The organism is Mucilaginibacter sp. 22184, assembly GCF_052045695.1.
Lineage (GTDB): Bacteria > Bacteroidota > Bacteroidia > Sphingobacteriales > Sphingobacteriaceae > Mucilaginibacter.
In genome coordinates, this window is record NZ_JBQEPI010000001.1 from 598833 (window position 1) to 625394 (window position 26562).

General features: G+C 44.6%; 23 protein-coding genes. 7 read left to right on the forward strand and 16 right to left on the reverse strand.

Annotated elements, in window-relative coordinates; genetic code table 11:
- Nucleotides 1-12 precede the first annotated feature (12 nt).
- Both ACTJKG_RS02505 and ACTJKG_RS02510 read left to right on the forward strand, forming a co-directional pair.
- Nucleotides 13-699, forward strand: coding sequence for a peptidylprolyl isomerase (locus ACTJKG_RS02505; protein WP_172334428.1), 687 nt, complete (start codon nt 13-15; stop codon nt 697-699).
- 112 nt (nt 700-811) lie between these two features.
- Nucleotides 812-1579, forward strand: coding sequence for an exodeoxyribonuclease III (locus ACTJKG_RS02510; protein ID WP_172334427.1), 768 nt, complete (start codon nt 812-814; stop codon nt 1577-1579).
- Nucleotides 1580-1833: 254 nt separating this feature from the next.
- Here the strand turns inward: ACTJKG_RS02510 and efp are convergent, their stop codons facing one another.
- The 6 genes from efp to ACTJKG_RS02540 form a co-directional block, all read right to left on the reverse strand.
- Nucleotides 1834-2397, reverse strand: a complete 564-nt coding sequence (gene efp, locus ACTJKG_RS02515; RefSeq protein WP_172334426.1) for an elongation factor P — start codon at nt 2395-2397, stop codon at nt 1834-1836.
- Between the two features lie 172 nt (nt 2398-2569).
- Nucleotides 2570-3190 carry an ABC transporter ATP-binding protein gene (locus ACTJKG_RS02520; RefSeq protein ID WP_440738265.1) on the reverse strand — a complete coding sequence of 207 codons (621 nt, stop codon included), beginning with the start codon at nt 3188-3190 and terminating at the stop codon, nt 2570-2572.
- 133 nt (nt 3191-3323) lie between these two features.
- Nucleotides 3324-4109: an acyl-ACP--UDP-N-acetylglucosamine O-acyltransferase gene (lpxA, locus tag ACTJKG_RS02525; RefSeq protein ID WP_076371333.1), complete on the reverse strand. Its 786-nt coding sequence runs from the start codon at nt 4107-4109 to the stop codon at nt 3324-3326.
- A complete protein-coding gene (locus ACTJKG_RS02530; RefSeq protein ID WP_172334424.1) occupies nt 4106-5515 on the reverse strand; it encodes a bifunctional UDP-3-O-[3-hydroxymyristoyl] N-acetylglucosamine deacetylase/3-hydroxyacyl-ACP dehydratase in 1410 nt (469 codons plus the stop codon). The genes lpxA and ACTJKG_RS02530 overlap by 4 nt, the downstream gene beginning before the upstream one ends.
- A 94-nt stretch (nt 5516-5609) precedes the next feature.
- Nucleotides 5610-6653 (reverse strand): UDP-3-O-(3-hydroxymyristoyl)glucosamine N-acyltransferase, encoded by a 1044-nt coding sequence (gene lpxD, locus ACTJKG_RS02535; protein ID WP_440738266.1) that lies wholly within the window; start codon nt 6651-6653, stop codon nt 5610-5612.
- A 162-nt stretch (nt 6654-6815) separates the two neighbouring features.
- The gene (locus ACTJKG_RS02540; RefSeq protein ID WP_440738267.1) at nt 6816-8042 is read right to left on the reverse strand and encodes an HD domain-containing protein; all 1227 of its coding nucleotides are present in this window, start codon (nt 8040-8042) and stop codon (nt 6816-6818) included.
- A 265-nt stretch (nt 8043-8307) separates the two neighbouring features.
- Between ACTJKG_RS02540 and ACTJKG_RS02545 the strand changes: the two genes are divergently transcribed.
- On the forward strand, nt 8308-9861 hold the full coding sequence (locus ACTJKG_RS02545) for a bifunctional response regulator/alkaline phosphatase family protein (protein WP_172334421.1): 1554 nt from the start codon (nt 8308-8310) through the stop codon (nt 9859-9861).
- Between the two features lie 295 nt (nt 9862-10156).
- On the opposite strand, the gene hisS is transcribed toward ACTJKG_RS02545, so the two are convergent.
- Nucleotides 10157-11527: a histidine--tRNA ligase gene (gene hisS / locus ACTJKG_RS02550; RefSeq protein ID WP_172334420.1), complete on the reverse strand. Its 1371-nt coding sequence runs from the start codon at nt 11525-11527 to the stop codon at nt 10157-10159.
- 176 nt (nt 11528-11703) lie between these two features.
- Between hisS and ACTJKG_RS02555 the strand changes: the two genes are divergently transcribed.
- Nucleotides 11704-12264: a GNAT family N-acetyltransferase gene (locus tag ACTJKG_RS02555; protein ID WP_440738268.1), complete on the forward strand. Its 561-nt coding sequence runs from the start codon at nt 11704-11706 to the stop codon at nt 12262-12264.
- A 121-nt stretch (nt 12265-12385) separates the two neighbouring features.
- Here the strand turns inward: ACTJKG_RS02555 and ACTJKG_RS02560 are convergent, their stop codons facing one another.
- The 5 genes from ACTJKG_RS02560 to ACTJKG_RS02580 all read right to left on the reverse strand — a co-directional run bounded on the left by ACTJKG_RS02560 (nt 12386) and on the right by ACTJKG_RS02580 (nt 16907).
- Entirely contained in the window at nt 12386-12829 is a 444-nt protein-coding gene (locus tag ACTJKG_RS02560; RefSeq protein ID WP_172334418.1) for a low molecular weight protein-tyrosine-phosphatase, read from the reverse strand.
- Between the two features lie 95 nt (nt 12830-12924).
- Complete coding sequence (locus ACTJKG_RS02565) at nt 12925-13719, reverse strand: S1/P1 nuclease (protein WP_172334417.1); 795 nt, start codon at nt 13717-13719, stop codon at nt 12925-12927.
- Nucleotides 13720-13721: 2 nt separating this feature from the next.
- The gene (locus tag ACTJKG_RS02570; protein WP_172334416.1) at nt 13722-14162 is read right to left on the reverse strand and encodes a fumarate hydratase; all 441 of its coding nucleotides are present in this window, start codon (nt 14160-14162) and stop codon (nt 13722-13724) included.
- A 178-nt stretch (nt 14163-14340) separates the two neighbouring features.
- Entirely contained in the window at nt 14341-15738 is a 1398-nt protein-coding gene (gene fumC / locus ACTJKG_RS02575; protein WP_440738269.1) for a class II fumarate hydratase, read from the reverse strand.
- 161 nt (nt 15739-15899) lie between these two features.
- Nucleotides 15900-16907 (reverse strand): tetratricopeptide repeat protein, encoded by a 1008-nt coding sequence (locus ACTJKG_RS02580; RefSeq protein ID WP_172334414.1) that lies wholly within the window; start codon nt 16905-16907, stop codon nt 15900-15902.
- A gap of 108 nt (nt 16908-17015) precedes the next feature.
- Here ACTJKG_RS02580 and ACTJKG_RS02585 point away from each other — a divergent pair, with 108 nt between their 5' ends.
- The 3 genes from ACTJKG_RS02585 (at nt 17016) to ACTJKG_RS02595 (ending at nt 20020) form a co-directional block, all read left to right on the forward strand.
- A complete protein-coding gene (locus ACTJKG_RS02585; RefSeq protein WP_172334413.1) occupies nt 17016-18230 on the forward strand; it encodes a serine hydrolase domain-containing protein in 1215 nt (404 codons plus the stop codon).
- Nucleotides 18231-18349: 119 nt separating this feature from the next.
- Nucleotides 18350-18655 carry a YbaB/EbfC family nucleoid-associated protein gene (locus tag ACTJKG_RS02590; protein WP_172334412.1) on the forward strand — a complete coding sequence of 102 codons (306 nt, stop codon included), beginning with the start codon at nt 18350-18352 and terminating at the stop codon, nt 18653-18655.
- Between the two features lie 684 nt (nt 18656-19339).
- Entirely contained in the window at nt 19340-20020 is a 681-nt protein-coding gene (locus ACTJKG_RS02595) for a metal-dependent hydrolase (RefSeq protein WP_172334411.1), read from the forward strand.
- A 172-nt stretch (nt 20021-20192) separates the two neighbouring features.
- On the opposite strand, the gene ACTJKG_RS02600 is transcribed toward ACTJKG_RS02595, so the two are convergent.
- From ACTJKG_RS02600 to polA, 4 genes are all read right to left on the reverse strand, one after another.
- A complete protein-coding gene (locus tag ACTJKG_RS02600; protein ID WP_172334410.1) occupies nt 20193-20372 on the reverse strand; it encodes a hypothetical protein in 180 nt (59 codons plus the stop codon).
- A 69-nt stretch (nt 20373-20441) separates the two neighbouring features.
- Nucleotides 20442-21704 (reverse strand): glucose-1-phosphate adenylyltransferase, encoded by a 1263-nt coding sequence (locus tag ACTJKG_RS02605; RefSeq protein ID WP_172334409.1) that lies wholly within the window; start codon nt 21702-21704, stop codon nt 20442-20444.
- Nucleotides 21694-23127 carry a glycogen synthase gene (locus tag ACTJKG_RS02610; protein WP_172334408.1) on the reverse strand — a complete coding sequence of 478 codons (1434 nt, stop codon included), beginning with the start codon at nt 23125-23127 and terminating at the stop codon, nt 21694-21696. The genes ACTJKG_RS02605 and ACTJKG_RS02610 overlap by 11 nt, the downstream gene beginning before the upstream one ends.
- 582 nt (nt 23128-23709) lie before the next feature.
- Nucleotides 23710-26517: a DNA polymerase I gene (gene polA / locus ACTJKG_RS02615; protein ID WP_440738270.1), complete on the reverse strand. Its 2808-nt coding sequence runs from the start codon at nt 26515-26517 to the stop codon at nt 23710-23712.
- Nucleotides 26518-26562: the final 45 nt, after the last annotated feature.

Below are 26562 nucleotides of genomic sequence, written 5' to 3' on the forward strand. Positions count from 1 at the left end.
ACTTAACGATATATGAAAAAACTCCTTACCCTAAGTTTGCTTTTATTAAGTGTCGCTGCATTTGCCGGGCCACCCAAAAACCAATACGTGCGCATCAAAACCAGCTATGGCGATTGTATCATCCGCCTGTATAACGAAACGCCCCTGCACCGCGATAATTTTATAAAACTGGCTAAAAAAGGTTTTTACAACGGCACTTTATTTCATAGGGTGATACAAAATTTTATGATCCAGGGTGGCGACCCCGACTCTAAAAAGGCGATACCAGGGTTGGAGCTGGGTGATGGCGACGTGGGTTATACCGTACCTGCCGAATTCAGGGACAGTCTTTTCCACAAGCGTGGTGTACTGGCAGCGGCACGTGACGAAAATCCAAAAAAAGCGTCGAGCGGGTGCCAGTTTTATATCACCGAGGGTAAACGGTTTACCGATGGCCGGCTGGATACATTAGAAAAAACCCGCCTGAAGGGACGCAAAATACCGGCATGGCAAAGGGAATGGTATAAATCTGTGGGCGGCGTACCACACCTCGACCAAAATTATACCGTTTATGGCGAAGTAGTTTCGGGCCTTGATATGGTAGACCGTATCGCCGCCGTAAAAAAAGATGAATGTGACCGGCCGCTAACTGATGTACCCATGACTGTGGAAGTACTCAGCAAAAAGGAATGCAACCAATTGGATAAAATCCTGCGCTGATATCGGAATTCGGATGTTCGATTTCGGATTTTTAATTACTGGTGAATCAAGTAAAAACTAAAATATCGTATTTTGGCATCCTAATTCCGAAATCGAACATCCCAAATCCGAAATGAAAATAATTACCTATAACGTTAATGGTATCCGCTCGGCTATCAACAAAAACTGGCTGGCATGGTTACAGGCTACTGATGCCGATGTGGTTTGCCTGCAAGAAATTAAGGCTACACCTGATGTACTGACCGATCTTGGCCTGGTTGATCAGCTGGGCTACAAACATTACTGGTTCCCGGCCGAGAAAAAGGGCTATAGCGGTACCGCCATCTTTAGTAAACAAACACCTAAACATATTGAATACGGTTGCGGCATCCCCGATTTTGACCGCGAGGGCCGTTGCATCCGTGTTGATTTTGATGAAGTATCTGTCATGAGCGTTTACTTCCCTTCGGGTTCCAGCGGCGATGAGCGCCAGGTGTTTAAATACCGCTTTTTAGATGAGTTTGGCAGATACCTTACCCTGCTTAAAAGCCAGTACCCCAAGCTGGTGATATGCGGCGATTATAATATCTGTCACCGTCCTATTGATATTCACAACCCTAAATCAAATGCCAACTCTTCCGGCTTTTTGCCCGAAGAACGTGAATGGATGGAGAAATTTATTGAAGGGGGATTTATCGACACCTTCCGTCATCTCAACAAAGAACCACATAACTATACCTGGTGGAGTTTCAGAGCAGGGGCAAGAGGTAAAAACTTAGGCTGGCGTATTGATTATGCCATGGTCAGTACCGAACTGGAAGCCAACATTAAACGCGCCGCCATTTTACCCGAGGCTAAGCACTCAGATCATTGCCCGGTGCTGCTGGAGCTGGAGTTTTAGGCCCCGGGCTCCTGAAGGGGAGTGATCAATCTATACGTCATTGCGAGCGCAGCGTGGCAATCCCTAACTATACAGGGAAAGCTTATGGGCTGCTCTGTAAATCGGGGATTGCCACGCTGCGCTCGCAATGACGCGCGGAGATGGAAAAGTATAAAAAGGAAAGAGGCGCCAAATGGCGCCTCTTTCCTTTTTATACTGAAATGTAATATGCAATTCAAAAGTTCCCCCTTCAGGGGGCGCTAAGGGGCTCTGCTTTACGCTTTCACACGCTCAACATAGGCGCCTGTAGCGGTATCTACCTTTACTTTGTCGCCAATGTTGATAAACAGGGGAACACGGATCTCGGCACCAGTTTCAACGGTAGCGTTTTTAAGGGCGCCGCTTGAAGTATCGCCTTTAACCGCCGGTTCGGTGTAGGTAATTTCCAGTTCGGCCGAGCCCGGGATAGAACCCATGATCGGTTCTTCGCTTTCAAAAGCTACAATCACGTTCATGCCTTCCTTTAAAAACTTAACCGCAGGGCCAAATAATGCTTTTGGTACGCTGTGCTGATCATAAGTAGTGTTATCCATTACTACCAATGAATCGCCCTCGTCATATAAATATTGATAATCGTTTGTTTCAACCCGGGCAATATCTACCTCTTCATCGGTACGGAAACGGTATTCAACCAATTTACCCGATTTTACGTTACGCATACGGGCCTGATAAAATGCACGTAAGTTACCTGGTGTACGGTGTAAAAACTCTTCAACCTGCACTAATTCGCCGTTAAAGCGAAGCACATTTCCATTTTTAACATCTGATGCTTTAGCCATAAAAAAATATTGAGGCCGCAAACTTAGCTACTTATCGGCAAAGATACAAGTGGTTGATTAAGTGAGTGGTTGATTTGGTTAAGTAGTTGATTTGGTTGATTAAGTTAGATTAGGACAATGGAGTTAGATTGAGTTACCATGTTTTACTGAATTTAACTCAATCAACTACTCACTAACCCTTATAATCCGAAATACTCAGGCGCTCTTTACAAAAACTGTACTCGTGTTCCTGGTTAGAGCAGATAATGGTGAGCCGGTTGTGTGCAAACTGCTCTACCAGACCCAGGTACCAGTCGACGCCCTGGGTATCCAGGTTGGAGGTGGGTTCATCCAGCATCAGGATAGGCGTATCGGCACAAAAGGCCAGTATCAGCTTCAAACGCTGTTTCATCCCCGACGAAAAATACCTGATCAGCTTGTTTTCGCTTTTAGCCAAACTCAGTAGTCCTATCAGTTCTTTTTTATCGATACCCGGTTTGTACTGTTTAAACTTAAAATGAAAATCAACCATTTCTGTGAGCGTAAACTCTTCGATCAGCTCCAGGTAGGGCGCGGCAAGACTTAGATGGGTAAACACCTCTGTTGGGTGAACTGGTTTATTCTGAAAAGTATAGTCGATAGTTCCGGTCGATGGGCTCAGACTGGCATTTAAAACCTGCAGCAGTGTAGATTTGCCCGAGCCATTTGGGCCTAATATAGCGTAAGCCCCGCCGCTGTTAAAAGTATAATCAACCCCTCTGAAAATCCAGTCGCGGTTAAATCTACGGCCGATGTTTTGAAGGGTGATGTTCATTTTAGCTTATAGATAATGGTTCATAGATCATGGAAGGCCTATGGTTGATAGTTCATAGTTTATGGAAATCTCCTGATTCATAACTCAATGCAATTCTTTTTACTATGAACCATCAACTATACCCCATGAACTATCAGGTATTCCCGAAGCCCTTCATGATACCTCTTTGCGAGTTTTGCAAAAAGTTAATGATCTCGTCGCGTTCGATGCTTGGGGTAAACTCAGCCTCGATAATATCAAGGGCCTTGCTCACATTATATTTTTTCAGGAATATGATCCTGTAGATCTCCTGGATCTCATTAATGGTTGCTGCCGAAAAACCCCGGCGGCGCAGACCAACAGAATTGATACCCACGTACGATAAAGGCTCACGCCCCGCCTTGGTAAAGGGAGGAACATCTTTACGTACCAATGATCCGCCTGATATCATGCTATGCGCACCGATCTCAACAAACTGATGTACAGCAGATGAACCGCCCACAAAAGCGTAATCATAAATATTGATGTGCCCGGCTAATTGTACCGAGTTGGCAATGATCACATTATCGCCGATAACGCAATCGTGTGCTACGTGCACATAAGCCATCAGCAGGCAATTGCTGCCAATGGTGGTGGTATTTTTATCCAGCGCGGTACCGCGATTAAGGGTAACACACTCGCGTATGGTGGTGTTATCGCCTATGGATACGGTGCTTTGTTCACCCTTATATTTCAGATCCTGCGGTGGGGCAGATACTACCGCGCCAGGAAATATACGGCAGTTTTTACCGATGCGGGCACCATCCATAATTACGGAGTTGGAGCCGATCCAGGTACCTTCGCCAATTTCAACATCCTTGTGGATGGTTACAAAAGGCTCTATCACCACGTTGTCGGCTATTTTGGCCTGCGGGTGTATGTATGCTAAGGGTTGGATCATGCTTCGTTAGATTTATTAACTTTTACAATTTGGGCCATCAGTTCGGCTTCTACCACAATACGTGAGCCAACCATTCCAATACCTTTCATTTGGGCAATCCCGCGTCTGATAGGAGCTACCAGGCTGCAATGGAAGATAATGGTATCGCCGGGTACAACTTTGTCTTTAAAGCGGGCGTTCTCTATTTTCAGGAAAAGGGTAATATAATTTTCAGGATCAGGCACGGTATTCAATACCAGTATGCCCCCGGTTTGCGCCATAGCCTCTATTTGCAATACGCCTGGGAAAAGCGGCGAACCAGGGAAGTGCCCCATAAACAGATCCTCGTTCATGGTTACATTCTTTAATCCTACCACATGGCTTTTTGATAGCTCCAATATTTTATCAACCATGAGCATTGGCTGCCTGTGGGGCAATATTTTCATGATCTGAACGGTATCATATACCGGCGTCATATTAGGATCATACACTTTTACGTGTTTACGGCTCTTCTCTTTTTTGATCAGCGCTTTTATCTTTTTGGCAAAAGCAACGTTGGCCGCGTGCCCAGGCCTGGCAGCCATGATATGCCCTTTTAGTGGAACACCTACCAGGGCCAGATCGCCTATCATATCCAGCAGTTTGTGCCTTGCGGGCTCATTCTGATGGCGAAGTTCGATATTATTTAAAATGCCCTGTGGCGCTACTTTAATGTCTTTACGGTTAAAAAGTTTGGCCAGGTGGCTCAGCTCCTCTTCATCAACCTCTTTATCCACCACTACGATGGCGTTGTTCAGATCCCCGCCTTTAATCAGATCGTGCTTTAACAGCATTTCCAGCTCATGCAGAAAGCAAAACGTACGGCAAGAGGCAATTTCTTTTTTAAATTCGGCAATGGTTGATATGCTGGCATGCTGGCTACCCAGTACCTGCGAGTTATAGTCAACCATACAGGTAAAGCGATAATCATCAAGCGGCATAGCCACCATCTCCACTTTACGGTCGGCTTCGGAGTAATGAATATTGTAGGGTATATGATAGTATTCGCGATCGGCCTCCTGTTCAACCAGACCGGTTTCCATGATCACGTCAACAAACTGGATAGAGCTGCCATCCATAATGGGTGTTTCGGGGCCATCCATATCTATCAGCACATTGTCTATCTCCATACCCACTAAAGCTGCCAGCACGTGTTCAACCGTGTTTACGGTGGCCCCGTTTTGTGAAATGGTGGTACCACGCGAAGTATCGGTCACATTATCAACATCGGCATCAATGATCGGCGCACCTGGCATATCAATTCTTCTGAATTTATAGCCATGGTTTTCTGCCGCCGGGTTAAAGGTCATGGTTACACGCTGACCAGTGTGTAAGCCTGTACCCGAAACCGATACCGGCGCTTTAATAGTTCTTTGTTTTACATTCATTTTGTAATGTTCATTGGTTCATTAGTTCAATTGTTCATTGGTAAATAGTTCATTAACTCACCGGCAAAACCCAATGAACTAATGAACCAGTGAACTAATGACCTTTCTTTCTCAGTTCTTCAATTAATTTTTCAAGTTCGTATACCTTGCGATCCAGCTCGGGCAGTTTCCTTAGTTTGGAATGCGCGCGAAGATAATCTTTATAAGACATATAAGGCGTACCTCCCCAAACCTTACCTTCTTCGGTAATGGAACTGTTTATACCACTTTGTGCAGATAACTGCGTGCCATTGGCTATATTTATATGCCCTGAAATGCCTACCTGGCCGCCTATAACAGCGTTTTTGCCTATCTTGGTACTTCCTGATATACCCGCCTGACCTGCAATAACCGTATGCTCGCTAACCTCAACATTGTGTGCTATCTGCACCAGGTTATCTATCTTTACACCTTTGCCTATAACTGTTGAACCCATAGTGGCCCTGTCAATAGCCGTGTTGGCGCCAACCTCCACATCATCACCGATAACCACATTACCAATCTGCGCAATTTTTGTGTAAGTACCGTCGGGATTGGGTGCAAAACCAAATCCATCGCTGCCAATTACGGCTCCTGAATGAATGATGACGTTATTGCCTATCACACAATCAAAATAAATGGTAGCTCCCGAAAACAAGGTAACATTATTGCCTATAGTAACATTATCGCCAATGTTAACATTAGGATATATTTTGCAATGATCACCAATCTTCACATTGGTACCAATATAAGCGAAAGCACCAATGTAAGGATCGGCACCAACTTGCGCGGTTGGGTGTATAAAGCAAGGCTCTTCGATGCCTTTTTTGTTTAGTTTTAGGGTATTGTATTGTTCGAGCAAAACGGTGAACGCGCTGTAAGCATTTTCAACGCGTATCAGGGTGCCTTTTACTGGTGCTGTAAGCTGCAGATCCTGATTGATGATAACCACTGAAGCGTTGGTGGTATATAGAAACTGTTCGTACTTGGGGTTGGCCAAAAATGTAAGGCTCCCAGCCTCACCTTCTTCTATTTTAGCCAGCTTATCCACTTTCACAAAAGCATCACCCTCAACAGTCCCGTTGAGCAATAAACTTATTTCCTGAGCAGTAAATTGCATCGACAAATTTAAATGTTAAAATTAAAGCAGCAAATTATTAATTAGTTGTTACCTGCGAGTTGCCCATTTTGAAGGCTCCTCTTAATAAAATCTTCATTTTCAGGCAAATTATTTACAAAACCCATCACTCAAAATGTATGACACCTTGCCCGTCATTTACCCCTACAATAAATCTTTACTATAACAGGTAATATGTTTTTTGACCGTTTTGATCAGCGCTTCCAGGTTGGAGTTATCGCTGGCCTTGGTTATATCATATACCTCTCCGCTTTTCATCAGTATCCCTATATTGCCATCGCCGGCCGTATAAGCATTGTTACGTATGGATGTGGTAAAAACAAAATAGGAAGCTTCCTGCTCGCTGATACCATATTTTTCCATCGCCTTTTTGGTCAGCTGCTCAACAAACGCGGCATCCGGCTCTTCATTGGTGATATCCACATGATAAAGATTTCGCTGCACCAGGTTTTTGGCCAGGGTCGACAACAAAAAATCCGGATGGTTTGCCCAAACCTTTACTGCCGACATGATATCGGCATCGTCCAAACTCGCGAAAATATCCAGGTGATGATCCTCTTGCTTAAAAGCCTCGCGGCTAATATTACCCTGGATAAAATGCTTCAGCGCCGGGGTGGCAAACAGGTCTTCACCCTGTAATATCAACTCACGCCCGCGCTTGAATACTTTAACCAGCAACTCTTCACCGGCAATTACCGTTTTATGCAGATAAACCTGCCAATACATTAACCGGCGGGCTATCAAAAATTTTTCGATAGAGTAAATGCCTTTGGCTTCCACCACTACATGATCATCCTTCACGTTCAGCATTTTGATGATACGATCTGAGCTGATCACCCCTTCGGATACACCGGTAAAAAAGCTATCACGATTCAGGTAATCCAGCCTGTCCATATCCAGCTGACTCGATACCAGTTGGTGCAAAAACCGGCGTGGATAAGTATCGTTAAATATATCAATAGCCATAGTTAAACCGCCGCCAAACTGCTCGTTTAGTTTGTTCATCAGCATGGCCGATATATCTTCATGCGCTACGCCCGCTATAATGGTACGCTCCAACGCGTGCGAGAAAGGACCATGACCAATATCGTGCAGCAATATGGCTATGGTTAAGGCTTCTTCTTCATCATGACTAATCTGGTGCCCTTTGTTACGCAGGGTTTCAATGGCCATAGCCATTAGATGCATGGCGCCCAGGGCATGATGGAAACGGGTATGCAGCGCGCCCGGGTATACCAGGTGGGTCATACCTAACTGTTTGATATATCTTAACCGCTGAAAATAGGGGTGTTCGATGAGGTCAAATACCAGCTCGGTAGGGATGCTGATAAAGCCATAAACAGGATCGTTTATAATTTTCTTTTTATTCAACTTGGTTCTTTACGATGCAAAAATGTAAAACAAAGGTAAAATAAGCGCATGATGTTTGTTAATTTTTGTTAATACCTTTACTTATCAACAACAAATTACTCCCTTTGAGGTTTATTGTCTGAATCAGAATTTTCAGAATTAATGAATTAACAGAATAAAAGTATCATTAACTTAACTGCTTAATTCAGCAAATCCTGTAAACGGCGTAGCCCTCAACAGAGTTAATTCTGATTCAGACAGCTTTTTTTAATCTACAGATACTACTATGCAAGACACCACCATTTTATGGGCCGATGACGAAATTGACCTTTTAAAACCACATATACTTTTCCTTAACGAAAAGGGATACAAAGTAACTACCGTAACCAACGGCAACGACGCCGTTGACGCTTTTAAGCAGCATTATTTCGACCTGGTTTTTCTGGATGAGAATATGCCGGGCTTAACCGGTCTGGAAACCCTGCAGCAAATCAAAAATCTGAACAATGACGTACCTATTGTACTGATCACCAAGAACGAGGAAGAATACCTGATGGAAGATGCCATTGGTTCCAAGATTGATGATTACCTCATTAAACCGGTGCATCCCAAGCAAATTTTGCTCACGATAAAAAAGCTGACCGAAAACAAACGCCTGGTTACCGAAAAAACAACCATGGCTTACCAGATGGATTTCCGCACGCTGGGCATGACGCTTAACGACAACCTGAGCCACCAGGAATGGGTCGACGTTTATAAGAAACTGATATACTGGGAGCTGGAACTGGAAAAACTGGAAGATGCCGGAATGCACGAGATACTTACCCTGCAAAAAGCCGAAGCCAACGTACAATTCTGCAAGTTTGTGGAGCGCAATTATTTAAACTGGATCAAAAATCCGGAGTTTGCTCCAACCAGTTCACCGCAGCTGTTTAAAAAGAAAGTCTTCCCTAAACTGGATGGCAATGGCCCGCTGTTCTTTATCCTGATAGATAACCTTAGGTATGATCAGTTTAAGGTGATCAACCCTATTATATCTGAATACTTCAGGATGGAAGAGGAGGATACTTATTACAGTATTCTGCCTACCGCTACGCAATACGCCCGTAACTCCATATTTTCGGGCCTGATGCCTTTGGAAATGGAAAAACGCTACCCTACCATGTGGCAAAACGACGAAGACGAAGGCGGTAAGAATTTATATGAGTCGGAATTTATTGCCGACCATTTGAAACGTGTACTACGCAAAGAGTGCAAATACTCTTACCATAAAATATTAAATATTGATGAAGGTCGTGCGCTGAACGAATCGGTGAGTAACCTGATGAACAACGAGCTGAACGTGGTGGTATACAACTTTGTGGATATGCTTTCACATGCCCGTACCGACATGCAGATGATCCGTGAGCTGGCGAGTGATGATGCTGCATACCGCTCCTTGACATTATCCTGGTTTGAACACTCGCCGCTGTTTGACCTACTGAAATTTTTGGCTCAGAAACAGGTACGCGTGATCATCACTACCGATCATGGTACCATCCGTGTTAAAAATCCAAGCAAAATTGTAGGTGATCGTAATACGAATACCAACCTGCGCTATAAACAAGGCAAAAACCTTAATTACAACGCCAAAGAGGTATTCCACATCCGCAACCCGCATGACGCCATGCTGCCTAAACTGCACCTGAGCTCAAGCTTTGTGTTTGCCAAGGAAGACAGCTATTTTGTATATCCGAATAACTACAACCACTTTGTGAACTTTTATAATGAAACTTTCCAGCACGGAGGGATTTCGTTGGAAGAAATGATTATCCCGGTAGTTACTTATGGGCCGAAATAATAGCTCAAGCCCCCTAACCCCCTAAGGGGGAACTTTTGAAAAATATAAAAAGGCCATCACTTTTAAAAATTGATGGCCTTTTTTGTATAATATCCATTGTCATTCTGAGGTACGAAGAATCTATTGTCGAACATGCCCTTCGGTGAGCAGATGCTTCACTGCGTTCAGCATGACAAGATTATTATAATTCAGTGCTGACATATCAAATACTTACGAAGTTTTAAAAACTTCGTAAGTCTGGCAAATGGGATATTTTTCCTTATTCTGAAAATTCTTAAATTCTGTCAATTCTGATTCAGACAAATCGCTTCACAATATCCTCAGCGCTCAATTTCTCCTGCTCACCAGTTTCCATGTTTTTAAAAGCAAGCAAGCCGCTTTGTATCTCTTCACTGCCGATCACTACTGTGTAGGGAATATTTTTATTATTGGCATACTCCATTTGCTTTTTAATCTTGGCACCGGCCGGATAAAGCTCGGCATTGATGTTTTGACGACGCAATTGTTGCAGCAGGGGCAGGCCATATAATTCGCCTTCTTTATCAAAATTACAGATCAATACCCGGGTGCTTTGGTTAGCCGCGGCCGGGAATAAATTCAATTCTTCCAGCACATCATATATACGGTCGGCACCAAAAGATATACCTACACCAGTGAGTCCTTTAAGACCGAACATACCCGTAAGGTCATCATAACGGCCACCACCACCGATACTACCCATGGCTACTTCGTTGGTTTTTACTTCGAATATAGCGCCGGTATAATAGTTGAGTCCGCGGGCCAGGGTAATGTCTAATTCCAGCTTTGCGGTTTGCAATGGGCACTTTTCGATATAGCCAAAAACCGTTTCAATTTCGTCACAACCTTTCAATCCAACTTCTGATGAAGCCAGTGCCTGGCGCAGACTTTGCAGCTTTTCGGTATTGGAGCCTTCCAGTAAAATAACCGGTTTTATTTTGTCGATATCAGCCTCGGTAAAGCCGCGTTCCAGTAATTCTTTGATCACTCCGTCCAGCCCGATTTTATCCAGTTTATCTATAGCTACAGTTAAATCAATGATATTATCAGCTTTATCTATAATTTGCGCAATTCCAGATAGAATTTTTCTATTATTAATTTTAATGCTGAAATCTTGCAAACCCAACTTGCTCAAAGCCTCATCGTAGATCATCACAAACTCGGCTTCGTTCAGTAAAGAATCGGAGCCAACCACATCCGCATCGCACTGATAAAATTCCCGGTAACGGCCACGCTGCGGTCTGTCGGCGCGCCAAACTGGCTGCACCTGGAAACGCTTGAACGGGAAAGTGATCTCGTTCTGGTGCTGTACTACATAACGTGCGAAGGGTACAGTAAGGTCATAGCGAAGCGCTTTTTCGGAAATATCAGAAGCTACCGCGTTTGAATTAAGCGATGTTAATTTCTCTGGGTTTACCTTGGCCAGGTAATCGCCACTATTCAGGATCTTGAATATGAGTTTATCACCCTCTTCACCATATTTACCCAATAAGGTTGATGAATTCTCCATTGTCGGTGTTTCAATCTGCTGATAGCCGTATTTACGGAACACACTTTTAATGGTATCAAAAATATAGTTACGTTTCACCATTTCGGTTGGTGAAAAATCGCGGGTGCCTTTGGGTACAGATGGTTTGATGGATGCCATGCGGCAAATGTACAAAAAAGCAAATTATAGGTTTGTTTTTTGTCATGCTGAGCATAGCGAAGCATCTATTATGCGCATGGTGGCAATAGGCGAATAGATCCTTCGCTCCGTTCAGGATGACAAAGAGTTAATAGCCCGCCTGTAACTCGCCATCTTCAAACCCCGTATTAACTTAAATGACACTCTTTTTACTCAAGCATTTGCTGAAAAATATATTTTTGAGAACCATGAACATTATTGCCCAAACAGCGCGCTTGCTGATCCGTGAACTTACGCCTGAAGACGAACGCCTTTTACTTGACCTTGATGCCGACGCGCGCTTAACCCGCTACGTAAAGAAACGCACCGAGCAGGAAAGCAAAAAAGTTTTTAAGGATACGTTACGGGATTATCAGAAGAAAACAGGCATGGGGCGGTGGGGTATCTTTAACCTTGCGGATAATGATTTTGTTGGTGTTTGCATATTGGACTACAGCGAATTTGACCGCAACAGCATTGAACTGGGTTACCGCCTGCACCTTAAATATTGGGGCTCTGGCATTGCTACTGAGCTTGCCCAGGCAATAGTATCGTACGGTTTAAATGAAATCGGACTTAAAGAGATCTGCGCCGTTACACACCCCGAAAACAAGGCATCGCAAAAGGTTTTATTTAAAGCTGGCTTTCAGCCGCACGGTCGTGCTTTTTGGCATGGGGATGATCTTCCATTTTTTAAGGTGAGCCGGAGTACTTTTTAGCCTCTCTTTTTTCACTATAACGTCATTGCGAGGAGGAACGACGTGGCAATCCCCTACTTACAAGACGACTCTGCTTATCGGGGATTGCCACGCTGCGCTCGCAATGACGTGTGTATTTATTTTATTTCGTTTCTCTCAACTCCTTAATAATATCCTTACAGCCGCCTTCAATCAGTTCAAAAACGGGTTCAAACTGGGCATCGTCATAATAAGGATCGGGCACTATTTTATCGCCCAGCAACAACTTTACCTTTCGGGCTTCATCATCATTGCGGGCAAGGTTCAGCACATCGTTCAGGTTGTTTTTATCCATCACAAAAATATGATCGAAACGCTCAAAATCTTTTGCTTTAAACTGGCGACAGACCTGCTTACTAATATCCACACCATGGTTACGCGCCGCACGAACAGAACGCTTGTCGGGGCCTTCGCCCACATGCCAGCTACCTGTACCGGCCGAATCGACCTCCCAGTTTAAACCCTGCTCATCGCTGAGGTGCTGCATAATCCCTTCAGCCAGCGGCGAGCGGCATATATTGCCCAGGCAAACCATTAGTATTTTCATATAGTGAAAGTGAGTGGTTGATTGTGTTGATTAAGTGAGTGGTTTTGAAAGTCCCTTCTAACCATTCTTCACTCACTTAATCAACTACTCACCAACTATCCAAATATCTTATTCAATACACCGGCCAAACGTACGCCTGCTTTCAGCATCTGGTGGTTCAGGATATCGATATATTTAAAGTTGTATTTATAGCTCAGGCTATCTCCGGATTTAGTATCGGCATACAGTTTTTCGGCAAGCTGATTGCTTTCAAACAACCATTCGCTTATCGGGGCGTTTTGAAACTTGGCCCGTTCTGCTGCAGTAGTATGATTGATCATAGTAGCATACTCGGTATAGCTCAGTTGCTGAATATCGATCAGGCCGCTGTCCCAAACCGAATGCAGGTTGCTTTCTTTACCAAACCATTGCACTTTAATATCGTTAGCTCCTTTGTCGGCGGTATGGCCGGTGTGTAATGGCTGGTGTACATCCTCTACAATGTGGATCAGCATGTGCAGGTAAACAAATTTATTAGTCTTGCTAAGTCCTGGTTTTTTTAGCTCCGCTATTAAAAAATTCAATTTGGTATAGGCATCTGTAGCGGTATCCGCTTTTAAATAAGCCTGCAGCTCAGGATAGGTATACGCCTTATCCAGATCGATAAAATGCCAGGTGTACAGGTAGTTGTAAGCCGGGTCTGATTTAATAAAATCGGCCCAGTTGCTGCTGATAGCTACCGACTCGTAGCCTAAAATTCCCTGTACGGCTTTGCGCGCTTTGGGGGTTAAATAGCTATCTGCTATCTGTCCGCAAACACGGTGACCGGTAGGTCCCCAGGCCATACTTTGCAATGGAATATAAAATACGGCAATAAGCAGGATGATCTTTTTGAAAGATTGGGTTTTCATTGTTACAATGGTTTTGGTGTGCAACTTGTTCGTTTAATTAAGCGGGCGTTGATGGGTATAACGTTGGATGTGCTGGCAAATTGGATAAGCGAGTCGGTTTTTTGTTTCACCTTAAAATATTCTTCATAATCGCCGGAGCGGAAACAACCTTTCTCGTCTTTATAACTGCCATCGGCATTACAAAACTCACCTTTCAGGTGCAGGGTGTCCTGCCGTTGAGTATACGTGCCTTTGATGTATTCGGCCCAGTGACCACTGCTCATGCAGCTATCGGCACCATAGTTTACTTTGCTGTAAGAGCTGATTTTTACAAAGAATGAATCACAACTGAATTTAAGATCATAAAGCGAATAAGAAACCAGACGCTTTTGCGCCGGTACCGAGTCCTGCCGCCATTCGCCCTGCACATATTTTTCTCCGGGCTTTTGCTTATCCGGGTTCATAGTACAGGAGCTTATAAAAAGGGCGAAAGGTAAAAGGCAAAAGGCGAAAGGCGCTTTTGAAAACCGTAAAAAGTAAAAGCTAAAGGGCTTTGACATAAACATTTTGCTATAAAAGCAGTAAATAAAAAGCCCCTCTCTCCCGATAGCTATCGGGAGAGAGGGGTTTGGGGTGAGGCTCTTATTTTAATGAACCTATCATATCTTCGGGGCGTACCCATTGGTCAAACTGCTCGTTGGTTAACAAACCCAGACCTATGGCGGCTTCACGTAATGATGTACCTTCTTTTAAGGCTGTTTTGGCAATTTTGGCGGCATTTTCATAACCAATGTGCGGGTTAAGCGCAGTAACCAGCATCAGCGAGTTTTCCAGGTGCTTTTTGATGCCTTCGTAGTTGGGTTCAATACCAACTGCGCAATGGTCATTAAAGGAAACACAGGCATCGCCAATTAAACGGGCCGATTGTAAAAAGTTGGCCGCCATAACCGGCTTAAATACATTCAGTTCGTAATGGCCGTTTGATCCGCCTATGGAAATGGCGACATCATTACCCATTACCTGGGCAGCCACCATGGTAACCGCTTCATTTTGGGTTGGATTAACCTTGCCCGGCATGATGGACGATCCCGGCTCATTATCAGGAATGTGGATCTCGCCAATACCAGAACGCGGACCAGAAGCCAGCATCCGGATATCGTTAGCTATTTTCATTAAAGATACCGCTATCTGTTTCAACGCGCCATGGCTTTCCACAATGGCATCATGAGCTGCCAGGGCCTCAAATTTGTTTTCGGCGGTGATAAATGGCAGATTGGTGAACTCGGCAATGTATTCGGCCACTTTTACATCATAACCTTTAGGGGTGTTGATGCCGGTACCAACAGCGGTACCACCCAAAGCCAGTTCAGACAGGTGATCCAACGTATTACGCAATGCTTTTAAGCCGTGGTTTAATTGTGATACATAACCAGAAAACTCCTGGCCCAGTGTTAAAGGCGTTGCATCCATCAGGTGGGTACGACCGATCTTTACCACATTTTTAAACGCTTCAACTTTAGCTTGCAATGTATCGCGTAGTTTTTCAATACCAGGGATGGTTACATCGATCAGTATTTTGTACGCCGCGATGTGCATAGCGGTGGGGTAAGTATCATTTGATGATTGTGATTTGTTCACGTCATCATTTGGGTGGATGAAAGTTTTGCCTTCGCCCAATTTATTGCCTTGCAATACGTGCGCGCGATTGGCTACCACCTCGTTCACATTCATGTTTGATTGTGTGCCCGAGCCGGTTTGCCATATCACCAGCGGAAATTCGCTGGCTAAAGCGCCGGTTAATATTTCGTCGCAAACCTGTGCTATCAGGTCGCGTTTTTCGGCGGGTAATACACCCAGATCTGTATTGGTATAAGCGGCAGCTTTTTTCAGATAGGCAAACGCGTCAATGATCTCTTTGGGCATCGATGCCTCCGGACCAATTTTAAAGTTATTGCGTGAACGCTCTGTTTGTGCTCCCCAGTATTTATCGGCAGGTACCTGTACCTCGCCCATGGTATCGTGTTCGGTTCTGAAACTCATGGTAGTATTAAAATTTTAGCAGGGCAAAGTTATGGTTTTATATGATGCAAGGGAATGGCTAAGCGTAATCTTTTTAATACAAGGATAGATGCTACTCCAACTTACAATTCCGGAGAGTTACGAAGTTTTAAAAACTTCGTAACTCTATAATATTCATTATCTTAAAACTTCCTTCCAATCTTGGTCTCTAACCAATCTTCCAATGCCTTGCGTTTATCCTCATTCTGCTGCAGCCATTGGCTATCCGCGGCTTTATTAGCGCTCAGATCCATCAATCGGGCAAAGGCGGGCATGTGTTCTGTTTGGGCCAGTTTGTAAAAGAAACCCGCGTAATAATTCCGGAAGAAATCGTTTGCAGTTTGTTTTTCAGACAGCTGGCCAATGGCTATAAATATGGTCTTTAACTGGGCTGAAAGCAGATCGGCAGGGGAGGCGTACCTTCTGTTATCGGTAGTAGCGGCAGCGGTGGCTATGGCTTTGTTTAAAACGATATTATCAGCACCGGTTTTACTATCAGTTTTTAATGCGCCTCCTTTTAAAATACTTTGCATATTGGTATAAGCCTCGGCAGATCGCGGGCCATCGGGTTCCAACAATAAAAAATTGCATAAGGCCAGCAGGGCAGGGCCTCGTTTATTTTGATGGAAACAAACCAGGGCATACAAGCGCTGGCTATTGGCATGTTTTGGATCAAGTTTGATGGCCTCTATAGCCGCCTGCTCTGCATCGGCATATTTAGCTGCCCGGAAATAGGCCAGCCCAATGTTAAAGTACAAAGGCTGATAATCCGGCTTTATTTTTATTCCGGCTTTATAGGCATCAATAGCCTGTTGGGGCTGTTTGGCGGCATCATAAATACTACCCAGGAGTTCATAAGCTGGTCCGGTAAAATTGTTACTTGTTTTAACCACTTTATCCAGATACGGAACACCTTCCGTACCCTTACCCGATGAAAATAATGAAAACGCTATCTGGTAATTGGCCTGGGTATTTTCCGGATCAGAACTTAGCGCCTGCTTATATTTTTCGATAGCACCTGCGTAATTATGCGCGTTGTTAAGCTCAATTCCCTCTTTTACCAAGGTGCTTATATCTGCATTTTGAGCATGTGCAGCAATCGAAAACAAAATAAATGAACCAATGAGTTTGAGTTTTTTACCTAAATCCATAGCTAAACATACAAAGAGTATGAGCTAAACGAAAAAATTAAAAACTTTAATTCATACCTGCGTTATAATTTCTAATTTTCGCATTCGTTTAAGTTGAGAAATTTATTTATGAGATTAGTGTACCAAAGCTTTTTAACCCTTACCGCCTCCCTGCTGATATTAACATCCTGTTCGTCAAAAAACAATGATAAAAATAAAACGCTAAGTCCTGCCAACAGCAAACCTTTAGATACCACCGCCCTGCTGGCCTATAACCCCAAAAACGCCGATAAAAAAATTGATGAGGTAATGAAAGAGCTTCATCGTACCCGTGGTTTTAACGGCAACGTGCTGGTGGCCAAAAAGGGCAAGATAGTATACGAAAACGCGATAGGCTGGGCCGATTATCTGCACCGTGACAGTCTGAAACTCGGCTCTCAATTTGAACTGGCTTCGGTTACCAAAACCATGACGTCTACCGCCATTTTAATGCTGATGGAGCGCGGCAAACTCACACTTAACGATGATGTAAAAAAATTCTTTCCCGATTTTCCGTACGATGGTGTTACTATACGCCTGCTGCTTACCCACCGCTCGGGCATGATGAACTATGTATATTTTATTGATGATATATATCGCAGCCAACACCTGAACCAGAAGAAGGGCCTCACCAATGCCGAGGCCATGAAAATGATAGCCGACTATAAACCCAGGCCATTCAACGTACCCAACAAACGTTTTTTATATAACAACTCCAACTTTATGGTGCTGGGGGCGATTATAGAAAAGGTGAGCGGCATGAGCTATGCCGACTTCATGAAGCAAAACGTATTTGCCCCGGCCAGCATGGTGCATACCCATGTTTATTCCAAAGCCGTATATGATAAGATCCCGGTTGATGTGGTCGGTCACGACAGGGGGCAATGGCGATATTCTGTGGCGCAAAACTTCCTGGATGGCCCTGTGGGCGATAAAGGCATTTACAGCACGGTTGGCGATTTGTTCTTGTTTGATCGCGCTTTGCGTGCCGGTCGCTTATTGAAACAGGCCACACTCGATTCGGCTTATGTGCCGCGCAACCCTATGGTACATGGTCACTTTAGTTATGGTTACGGCTGGCGTACCTTTACCGCGCCAGGGCAGGAGGTGATTTACCACACCGGCTGGTGGCACGGGTTCAGGCATATTTACCTGCGCGATATGAAAAACGATATCACCATTGTGCTGTTAACTAATTTAGCCAATGGCAGCTTGCTAAAATTGGACGACCTGTTTAAAGCCGCGGGCATGCCTATTGTACGCAAAAGCGCTTACACCGGTAACGGTGATACCAATGATGATTAACTTTTGGAGAATGGTTGATTGAGTTGAATAAGTGAATGGTTAATTTTGTAAAACGCTATCAGCTCAACCAACTACTCACCCAATCAACATAATCAACTACTCACTTAATTTTAAATACCATGTTTGATAAATTAATGGAAGCCCAGCAAAAGGCTGGTGAAGTAAAAAAACGACTGGACGGAATCACCGTATCCGGTGTGGCCGAAGGTGGCAAGATCACCGTTACCGCAAACGCCAACAAAGTAATCCAATCCATCAATATCGACAGTGCTTTCCTGGCCGATGCCGACAAAGACGAACTTGAAGAGCTACTGGTAGTTGCTATCAATAAAGCGCTGGACCAGGCCGAAAATATAAGCCAGAGCGAAATGGCCGCCATGACCAAGAGCATGCTGGGCAACCTGGGTGGTATGTTTGGCCAATAAGCCCCAAAAGTGGGTTTACATGGTTTACACTTTTTTGGGTTAACATTTTTATATTTAATTGATAATCAATTACATAAATTCAATACACCTCAATATAACGTGTTTTTATGTAAACCCACTTTTGGGCATCTATATCTGCGGGAAACCCTGAGGGACTAAAAAGGCCAAGATAGGCTGTCACCCTGAGCTCCGTCGAAGGGTAGAGCGCAGAGGCCAACCCACCATGCTTCGACAGGGCTCAGCATGACACCCTTTTAGGGTAAATGTCTTTTCATAGTCTATTTTTATTTGCAGCTAAAATTCCCTCCTTGGGAGGGGCGCGATGGATAGTGTTGTGGCGGGGAGGGGTTCTCTGCTACCTGCGTCACGAATAAACCCCTTCCCCGCAAGAATTTTGTAAACCCCATAGGGCTTAAAGCTTTGTAGGTAGAAAAAGCCAATCCCAATTCAGTGCCGTAGGTACTATACTCAGGTTGCATACCTACGGCATGCCAGATGCTTGTAATTTGTTTTCTACAAAGCTTTTACTCCTCCGGAGCATCTCTAATCGCCTCTCCCAAGGGAGGGAGTCACACAACTCTAAGGCAGCTCTTCTTTGTAACTTTTCTGCCACGAGATACTTATATGTTGCAACATTTAGTTATAAGTATTTAGCTTTGACCCATCAAAACAAATAACAAAAAAATGAAAACTACCTATTACGGACAATCGACCATTGAGATAGAAACAGGCGGCAAAAAACTGCTGTTTGATCCTTTTATCACCCATAACGCGCTGGCTAAAGATATTGACATCCATACCATTAAGCCCCATTACATCCTGGTATCGCACGGCCATGGCGATCATGTTGCTGACCTGATCGAGGTACAAAAAAACAGCGGTGCCAAAGTGATCTGTATAGCCGAAATTGCCAACTGGCTTGGCAATAAAGGTATCGACAATGTACACGGCATGAACATTGGCGGCGGGTTCAACTTTGAATTCGGACGCGTTAAAATGGTGAATGCCATCCACTCCAGCACTATGCCCGACGGCGCGCCGGGTGGTAACCCCGCCGGATTTGTGATCTACACCAACGAAGGTAAGAACATATACTTTGCCGGCGATACCGCGCTTACCTATGATATGAAATTACTGGCCGATGATAACCTTGCCTGGGCTTATTTGCCGCTGGGCGACAACTATACCATGGGTGCCGATGACGCCATCAAAGCAAGCGCTTTTATCAATTGCAAAAACATCATCGGTATGCACTATGATTCGTTCCCGGTGATCGAAATCAATAAAGATGAGGTAAGGGAGAAGTTTGTGAAGGCTGGTATTAACCTTAAATTGCCAGCGGTAGGGGAAACGATAGAGCTGTAGGGTCTTTTTTTTTATTGTCATGCTGAACGAAGTGAAGCATCTGATCTACACCATGCATATTTACAAATAGATCCTTCGTTCCGCAGGATGACAAGATTATTAAAATAACATACTAAACAAAAAGGCCTCCTGAAAACATCGGGAGGCCTTTTTGCTGGTGAAAGAAAGATGATTACATTTTTGTGGTATCTTTTTTAGTAGAATCTTTCTTTTCTTTTTTGTGTTTCCACTTTTTCTTGGTCTTGGTAGTATCCGTTTGCACGGTACCATCGGTTTTCTTTACTGGGGCATACGCAAACACCGTGCTGGCAGAGATCGCAGCTAAAGCGATCATACAAATTGCTTTTTTCATACTTGTTCCGTTTAAATGGTTATTATATCTATAACAAATTAAATATGAAATGTTTGTATTAATTTTTAGTTAAATCACTGTTCCGTCTGGTATAACTGCCCGTTTTTTGATCACTACAATGCCGTCCTGTACAGTATGCGTGTCAAAATCTCCGTCGGGCAGTGTTTTACCCATGTTTATTTTAACATTGTTACCGATGTAGGTGTTTTTATCAATAATAGCATTCCTGATCTGGCAGTGTTCACCAATACCCATTATAGGCGAGTGGCTCAATTTCAATTCGGCTATTTGCTCCAGTGTCTGATAGCTGTCGTTACCCATTACATAACAGTTTTCAATGATGGTTTCTACACCAATACGGGTACGGATACCGATGAGCGAGCGGGTGATGCGTTTGGCATTGATGATACAACCATCGGCAATGATAGATTTTTCCATCGTTGTGCCCGATATTTTTGATGGCGGCAGCATACGCGCCCTGGTGTAAATATGGTTTTCGCCAAACAGGTTAAACTTGGGGATATCATCTGTTAAACCCAGATTGGCTTCAAAAAATGATGGAATGGTACCTATGTCTGTCCAGTAACCTTCGTACTGGAAGCTTGCCACCTTATATTCGGCGATGGATTGCGGGATGATCTCTTTACCAAAATCGGTGCGATCGTTCCCTTCCAGCAGCTCATATAAAAGCTTGCGGTTAAATATATAAATACCCATCGAGGCCAGGTAAACCCTGCCTTCGGCCTTCATTTCGTCGCTTACATCAGATGCCCAGCTTTCAAAATCCGATTTGGGTTTTTCAACAAAAGCGGTAACCATGCTGTTCTCATCTGTTTTTAAGATACCAAAACCCGGCACATCCGCGGCATCAACCGGAATAGTAGCTATGGAAATATCAGCGCCTGTATCCATATGGTGATTGATCATCTCTTCAAAATCCATCTGGTATAACTGATCGCCCGACAGGATTAGCACATAATCAAACTCATGAACGGCTAAATGGTGCAAACTTTGCCTCACGGCGTCGGCCGTACCCTGAAACCAAGCTCCACTTGTAGGCGTTTGTTCCGCTGCCAAAATATCCACAAAAGCATCACTAAAGCTGCTAAAGTGATAGGTATTTTTGATGTGCTTATTTAACGATGCCGAGTTAAATTGCGTTAATACATAAATACGTGTGATACCCGAGTGCAGGCAGTTGGAAATAGGGATATCAACCAGGCGGTATTTGCCGGCAATAGGAACCGCGGGTTTAGAGCGTGTAGCCGTCAGGGGGGATAAACGACTGCCCTGGCCACCGCCAAGTACAATGGAAATTACTTTAGATGTCATATCTCGTAGGGTTTAAACTTTCATACAGATCAATATATTCTTTTGCCGAACGGTCCCACGAAAAATCGAGCGCCATCATGCGTTTCCGCAGCTGTTGCAGCTGGGTTTGGTTTTTATACAATACGTTGGCGCGGAAAATAGCATGATAAATATCATCCACACTGGCATTATTAAAGCGGATGCCATAGCCGCCCTCGTCGCCAAAATCAATTACCGAGTCTATCAATCCACCGGTACTGCGCACCAGCGGCATGGTGCCATAACGTAAAGAGTATAGCTGGTTAAGGCCGCAAGGTTCAACCCGCGAAGGCATCAGTAAAAAATCGGCACCGGCATAAATGAGGTGAGCAAGGGCTTCGTCATAACCGATGAATACATTACACTGGCCGGGATATTTTTCTTTCAATTCCAACAGGGCTGTTTCCATTTCCTTATCACCCGAACCCAGGATCAGGAAGCTGGCTTCTCCCTCATTATCTTGAATAGTGCGTTCAATAGCTTCAGGAAGCAGATCGGCACCTTTCTCTACCACCAACCTGCCGATGAATACAAAAAGCGGTTTGCTTACATCCAATCCAAACCTTTCGCAGATCACCGTTTTATTGGCCAGTTTTCCTTTGGCTATTTGTTTGGCTGTAAATTTTGCAGCGATCATGGCATCGGTCTGCGGGTTCCATACGTCGGTATCAATACCATTGATAATGCCATAGCCTTTAGCGCTTTCCGTCCAGAACAGGTATTCCAACCCATTGGAGTTCATCGTAAGCTCGTGCAGGTAAGTAGGCGATACCGTGGTATATTTCCAGCAGCATTTTACAGCCGCAGCCAGCGGGTTAATGCCACCGGCCCAGTCCAGCAAACCTGTTTTTGTGAGGTCGATCTCGGGCAGGTACGACAGATTGTCCCAGCCAAAAGCGCCATGATACTGCCCGTTATGGATGGTGAACACCGTAGGCGTATTGGCCAGACGTTGGTACAATTTAGAGTGATACAACAGGAATGGCACCAGGCCCGAGTGATGATCATGACAATGAATCACATCAGGTGATTGCCCGCTGTAGCTTATCCAATCTAAAAAAGCCAGCTGAAAGGCAATAAACTGCTCCCGCTCATCCGGGTAGCTGTATATATTTTCACGATCAATCAGTCCGGGAATCTTTACCAGGTATAGCTCAAAACCCAGTTTATCGGTTTTTTCTTTCAGTATTTCAAAAAAAAGCCTGCGTGTGCCTAATAGCGTGGCCGCGCTGAAAACCACTTCAAACTCGTTTTCGCGGGTGAATTTACGATCGTAAAAAGGCATTACAACGGCCGCCTGCAAACCCGCCTGATTTTGGTATTTGGGCAATGCACCAACCACATCAGCAAGGCCGCCAACTTTGGCAACGGGGTAACATTCGGCACTCAGATGGTATATTTTCATTAAGGTTTTATTGGTTCAATTTAAGCAAAGATTGCTAAAAGAGAAACCTATCTGAATTAATATAGTTTTTGAAATTTAGACAGATTATTGTAAAAAACTTATTAAGATTTTGCAGCTTAAGTTGCGGTATTTGTACCAAAAACGCAGAAAACAGCCAATACCGGGTTGGGTATTTGGATACACTAAGCAAGCCCAATGATTCTAAAATCGCTTATATTTTATCTTATTCGTAAATAAATTATCGCCAACGATTAGAAGATGTTCGCAATTTCGGCCGGAGGCCGGTTAATAATGGTCACCCGGCTGGAGCCGAGCGACTGCGGGGCTATCCAAAAAGGCTGTCATGCTGAGCATCGTCGAAGCATGGTGGACAGGCCTTTGCGCTCTACCCTTCGACGGAGCTCAGGGTGACAGCCCGCTTTTTGTCACTATTTTTCATTGTGCCTTTTCATATGCTCCCTTTCGCCTCCTCTGGGTCTCCTAAAAGGGACCTTGTGGCTGTATGCAAACTCAGGGTCCCTGCGAGAGACCCTGAGCGGACAGTAAATCTTATTTCTTGATTCTTATCTCTTGCCTCTCCCCTTAATGCGCTTCGAGCCAGTTTAATCCTGTACCAATCTCTACCATGATAGGCACTTCGGTTTTGATGGCGGTTTTCATGTTGTGCATAATGATGGGTTTTATCAGTTCAATTTCGTGATTGGGCACATCAAACACCAACTCATCATGTACCTGCATGGTCATTTTGGCTTCCAGTTTTTGGGCTTTTATTTCGCGGTGAATGTTGATCATGGCTATCTTGATCATATCGGCAGCCGAACCTTGTATTGGCGCGTTAATGGCATTTCGCTCGGCAAAACCGCGTACGGTAGCATTGGCCGAATTGATATCGCGCAGATACCTGCGCCTGCCCATCAGCGTGGTTACATAACCATTTTCGCGGGCAAAGTTCATGGTATCGCTCATGTATTGTTTGATACCGGGGAACTGGGCAAAGTACTGTTCAATAATATCGGCAGCCTCCTTACGCGGGATACCCAGGTTTTGCGACAAGCCAAATGCCGACTGCCCATAGATGATACCAAAGTTTACCGCCTTGGCATTACGGCGCTGATCGCTGGTTACTTCATCCAGTGCCACGCCGTATACATTGGCGGCTGTAGCCGTGTGGATATCCAGGTTATCAATAAAGGCCTGCATCATGTTGGGGTCTTTACTGATCTCGGCAATAATGCGCAGCTCTATCTGCGAATAATCGGCAGATACAATACTGTGCCCGCTATCACGGGGGATAAAAGCTTTCCTCACTTCACGACCGCGTTCGGTACGGATAGGGATATTTTGCAGGTTGGGGTTCACGCTGCTTAGGCGACCGGTGGCGGCTACAGCCTGGTTATAGGAGGTATGCACACGACCCGTTTTAGGGTTCACCATAGTTGGCAGCGCGTCTACATAAGTTGATTTCAACTTTTGTAACTGGCGGAAATCGAGGATATCGCGTACAATATCGCTTTTGGCAGCAAGGGAAAGCAGTACATCCTCGCCGGTTTGGTATTGGCCGGTTTTGGTTTTTTTGGCTTTGGGATCAAGCATCAGTTTTTCAAACAGCACCTCGCCCAGTTGTTTTGGCGATGCGATGTTGAACCGCACTCCTGCTTTTTCGTACACTGTTTTTTCAAAACCGGCAATATCGGTTTCCAGTTGCTTGGAGAATTCGCGCAGGGTATCATGATCGATCTTTACACCCTCAAACTCCATATCGGCCAGCACATATATCAGCGGGTGTTCAATTTCGTTGATGAGTTTTTCGCTTTCTACCTGCTTTAGTTTGGGTTCAAAAATATCTTTAAGCTGCAGGGTGATGTCGGCATCCTCGGCGGCGTATTCTTTAATCTTTTCAATCTCCACATCGCGCATATTGCCCTGATTTTTGCCTTTGGGACCGATGAGCGTAGTGATGGAAACCGGTTTATAACCCAGGTAGTTTTCCGAAAGAATATCCATGCCATGGCGCGTATCCGGATCGATCACGTAGTGCGCCATCATGGTGTCAAACAGGGCACCTTTTACTTCAATACCGTACCATTTAAGTATCAGGATATCAAACTTAATGTTTTGCCCTATTTTGCTGATGCCTTCATGCTCCAGTACGGGCTTAAATTCGGTCACGATACTTTTGGCTTCATCCTGATTTTCCGGAACGGGTACATACCATGCCTCGCCCGGTTTTACCGCGAATGACAGGCCTACCAGCTCACAATAATTAGCATCGGTGCCGGTGGTTTCGGTATCAAAACAAATGGTTTGCTGTTTGAGTAACAGCGATATCAGTTCCGCACGTTTCTCCGGCGTGTCAGCCAGGTGATACTCATGCGGTACATTGTCAATATTTTTAGCCGCGGTAGCGGGCGGTTCATAAATGTCCTCCACATCAACCGTCATCGTGGTGCGGGCGGTAGCCACAGGGTCACCAAACAGATCGGTTTGAACTGAAACAGCCTTTAGTTCGGTAACGCTAAAGTCGTCGCCAAAAACCCGGCGCCCTAAAGTGCGGAATTCCAGTTCGGCAAAAAGCGGCTCTAAAAGATCTTTGCTTGGCTCACCCATTGCCAAACCTTCTTCGTCCAGCTCAACAGGAACATTCAGCAGGATGGTAGCCAGCTTTTTGGAGAGTAAGCCCTGTTCGGCATATTGTTCCACGTTTTCGCGCTGCTTGCCTTTTAACTCATGGCTATGGGCAATGATCTCTTCCATCGAGCCATATTGTTTGATAAGGGCTTTGGCTGTTTTTTCGCCAATGCCGGGGATACCGGGGATATTATCCACCGCGTCGCCCCATAAACCCAAAATATCTATAACCTGTTCTACGCGTTCAATTTCCCATTTCTCCAACACTTCTTTCACACCCAGTATCTCCATTTCGTTACCCATGCGGGCCGGTTTGTAGATGCGGATATTTTCGGATACCAGCTGCGCGAAGTCTTTATCGGGGGTCATGCAGTATACCTGGTAACCCTTTTGTTCGGCCTTTTTAGCCAGGGTGCCAATGATATCATCTGCCTCATAACCATCGGAAGTGATTACCGGAATATTGAAACCCAGTATCACCTTGATCACATAGGGCAGGGCTTTGGACAAGTCCTCGGGCATAGCCTCGCGATGGGCTTTATAGGCCTCATAATCGGTATGACGTTCGGTAGGGGCATCGGTATCAAATACCACGGCCATATGTGTTGGCTTTTCTTTTTTCAAAACATCCAGCAGGGTATTGGTGAAACCCATTACCGCCGAGGTATTTAAGCCATTCGACGTAAACCGCGGACTCTTACTTAAAGCAAAATGCGCACGGTAAATAAGGGCCATGCCATCCAAAAGAAATAGTTTTTTCATTGGTTATGATTACACTGATTTTATGTGATTTCACCGATCTATCTT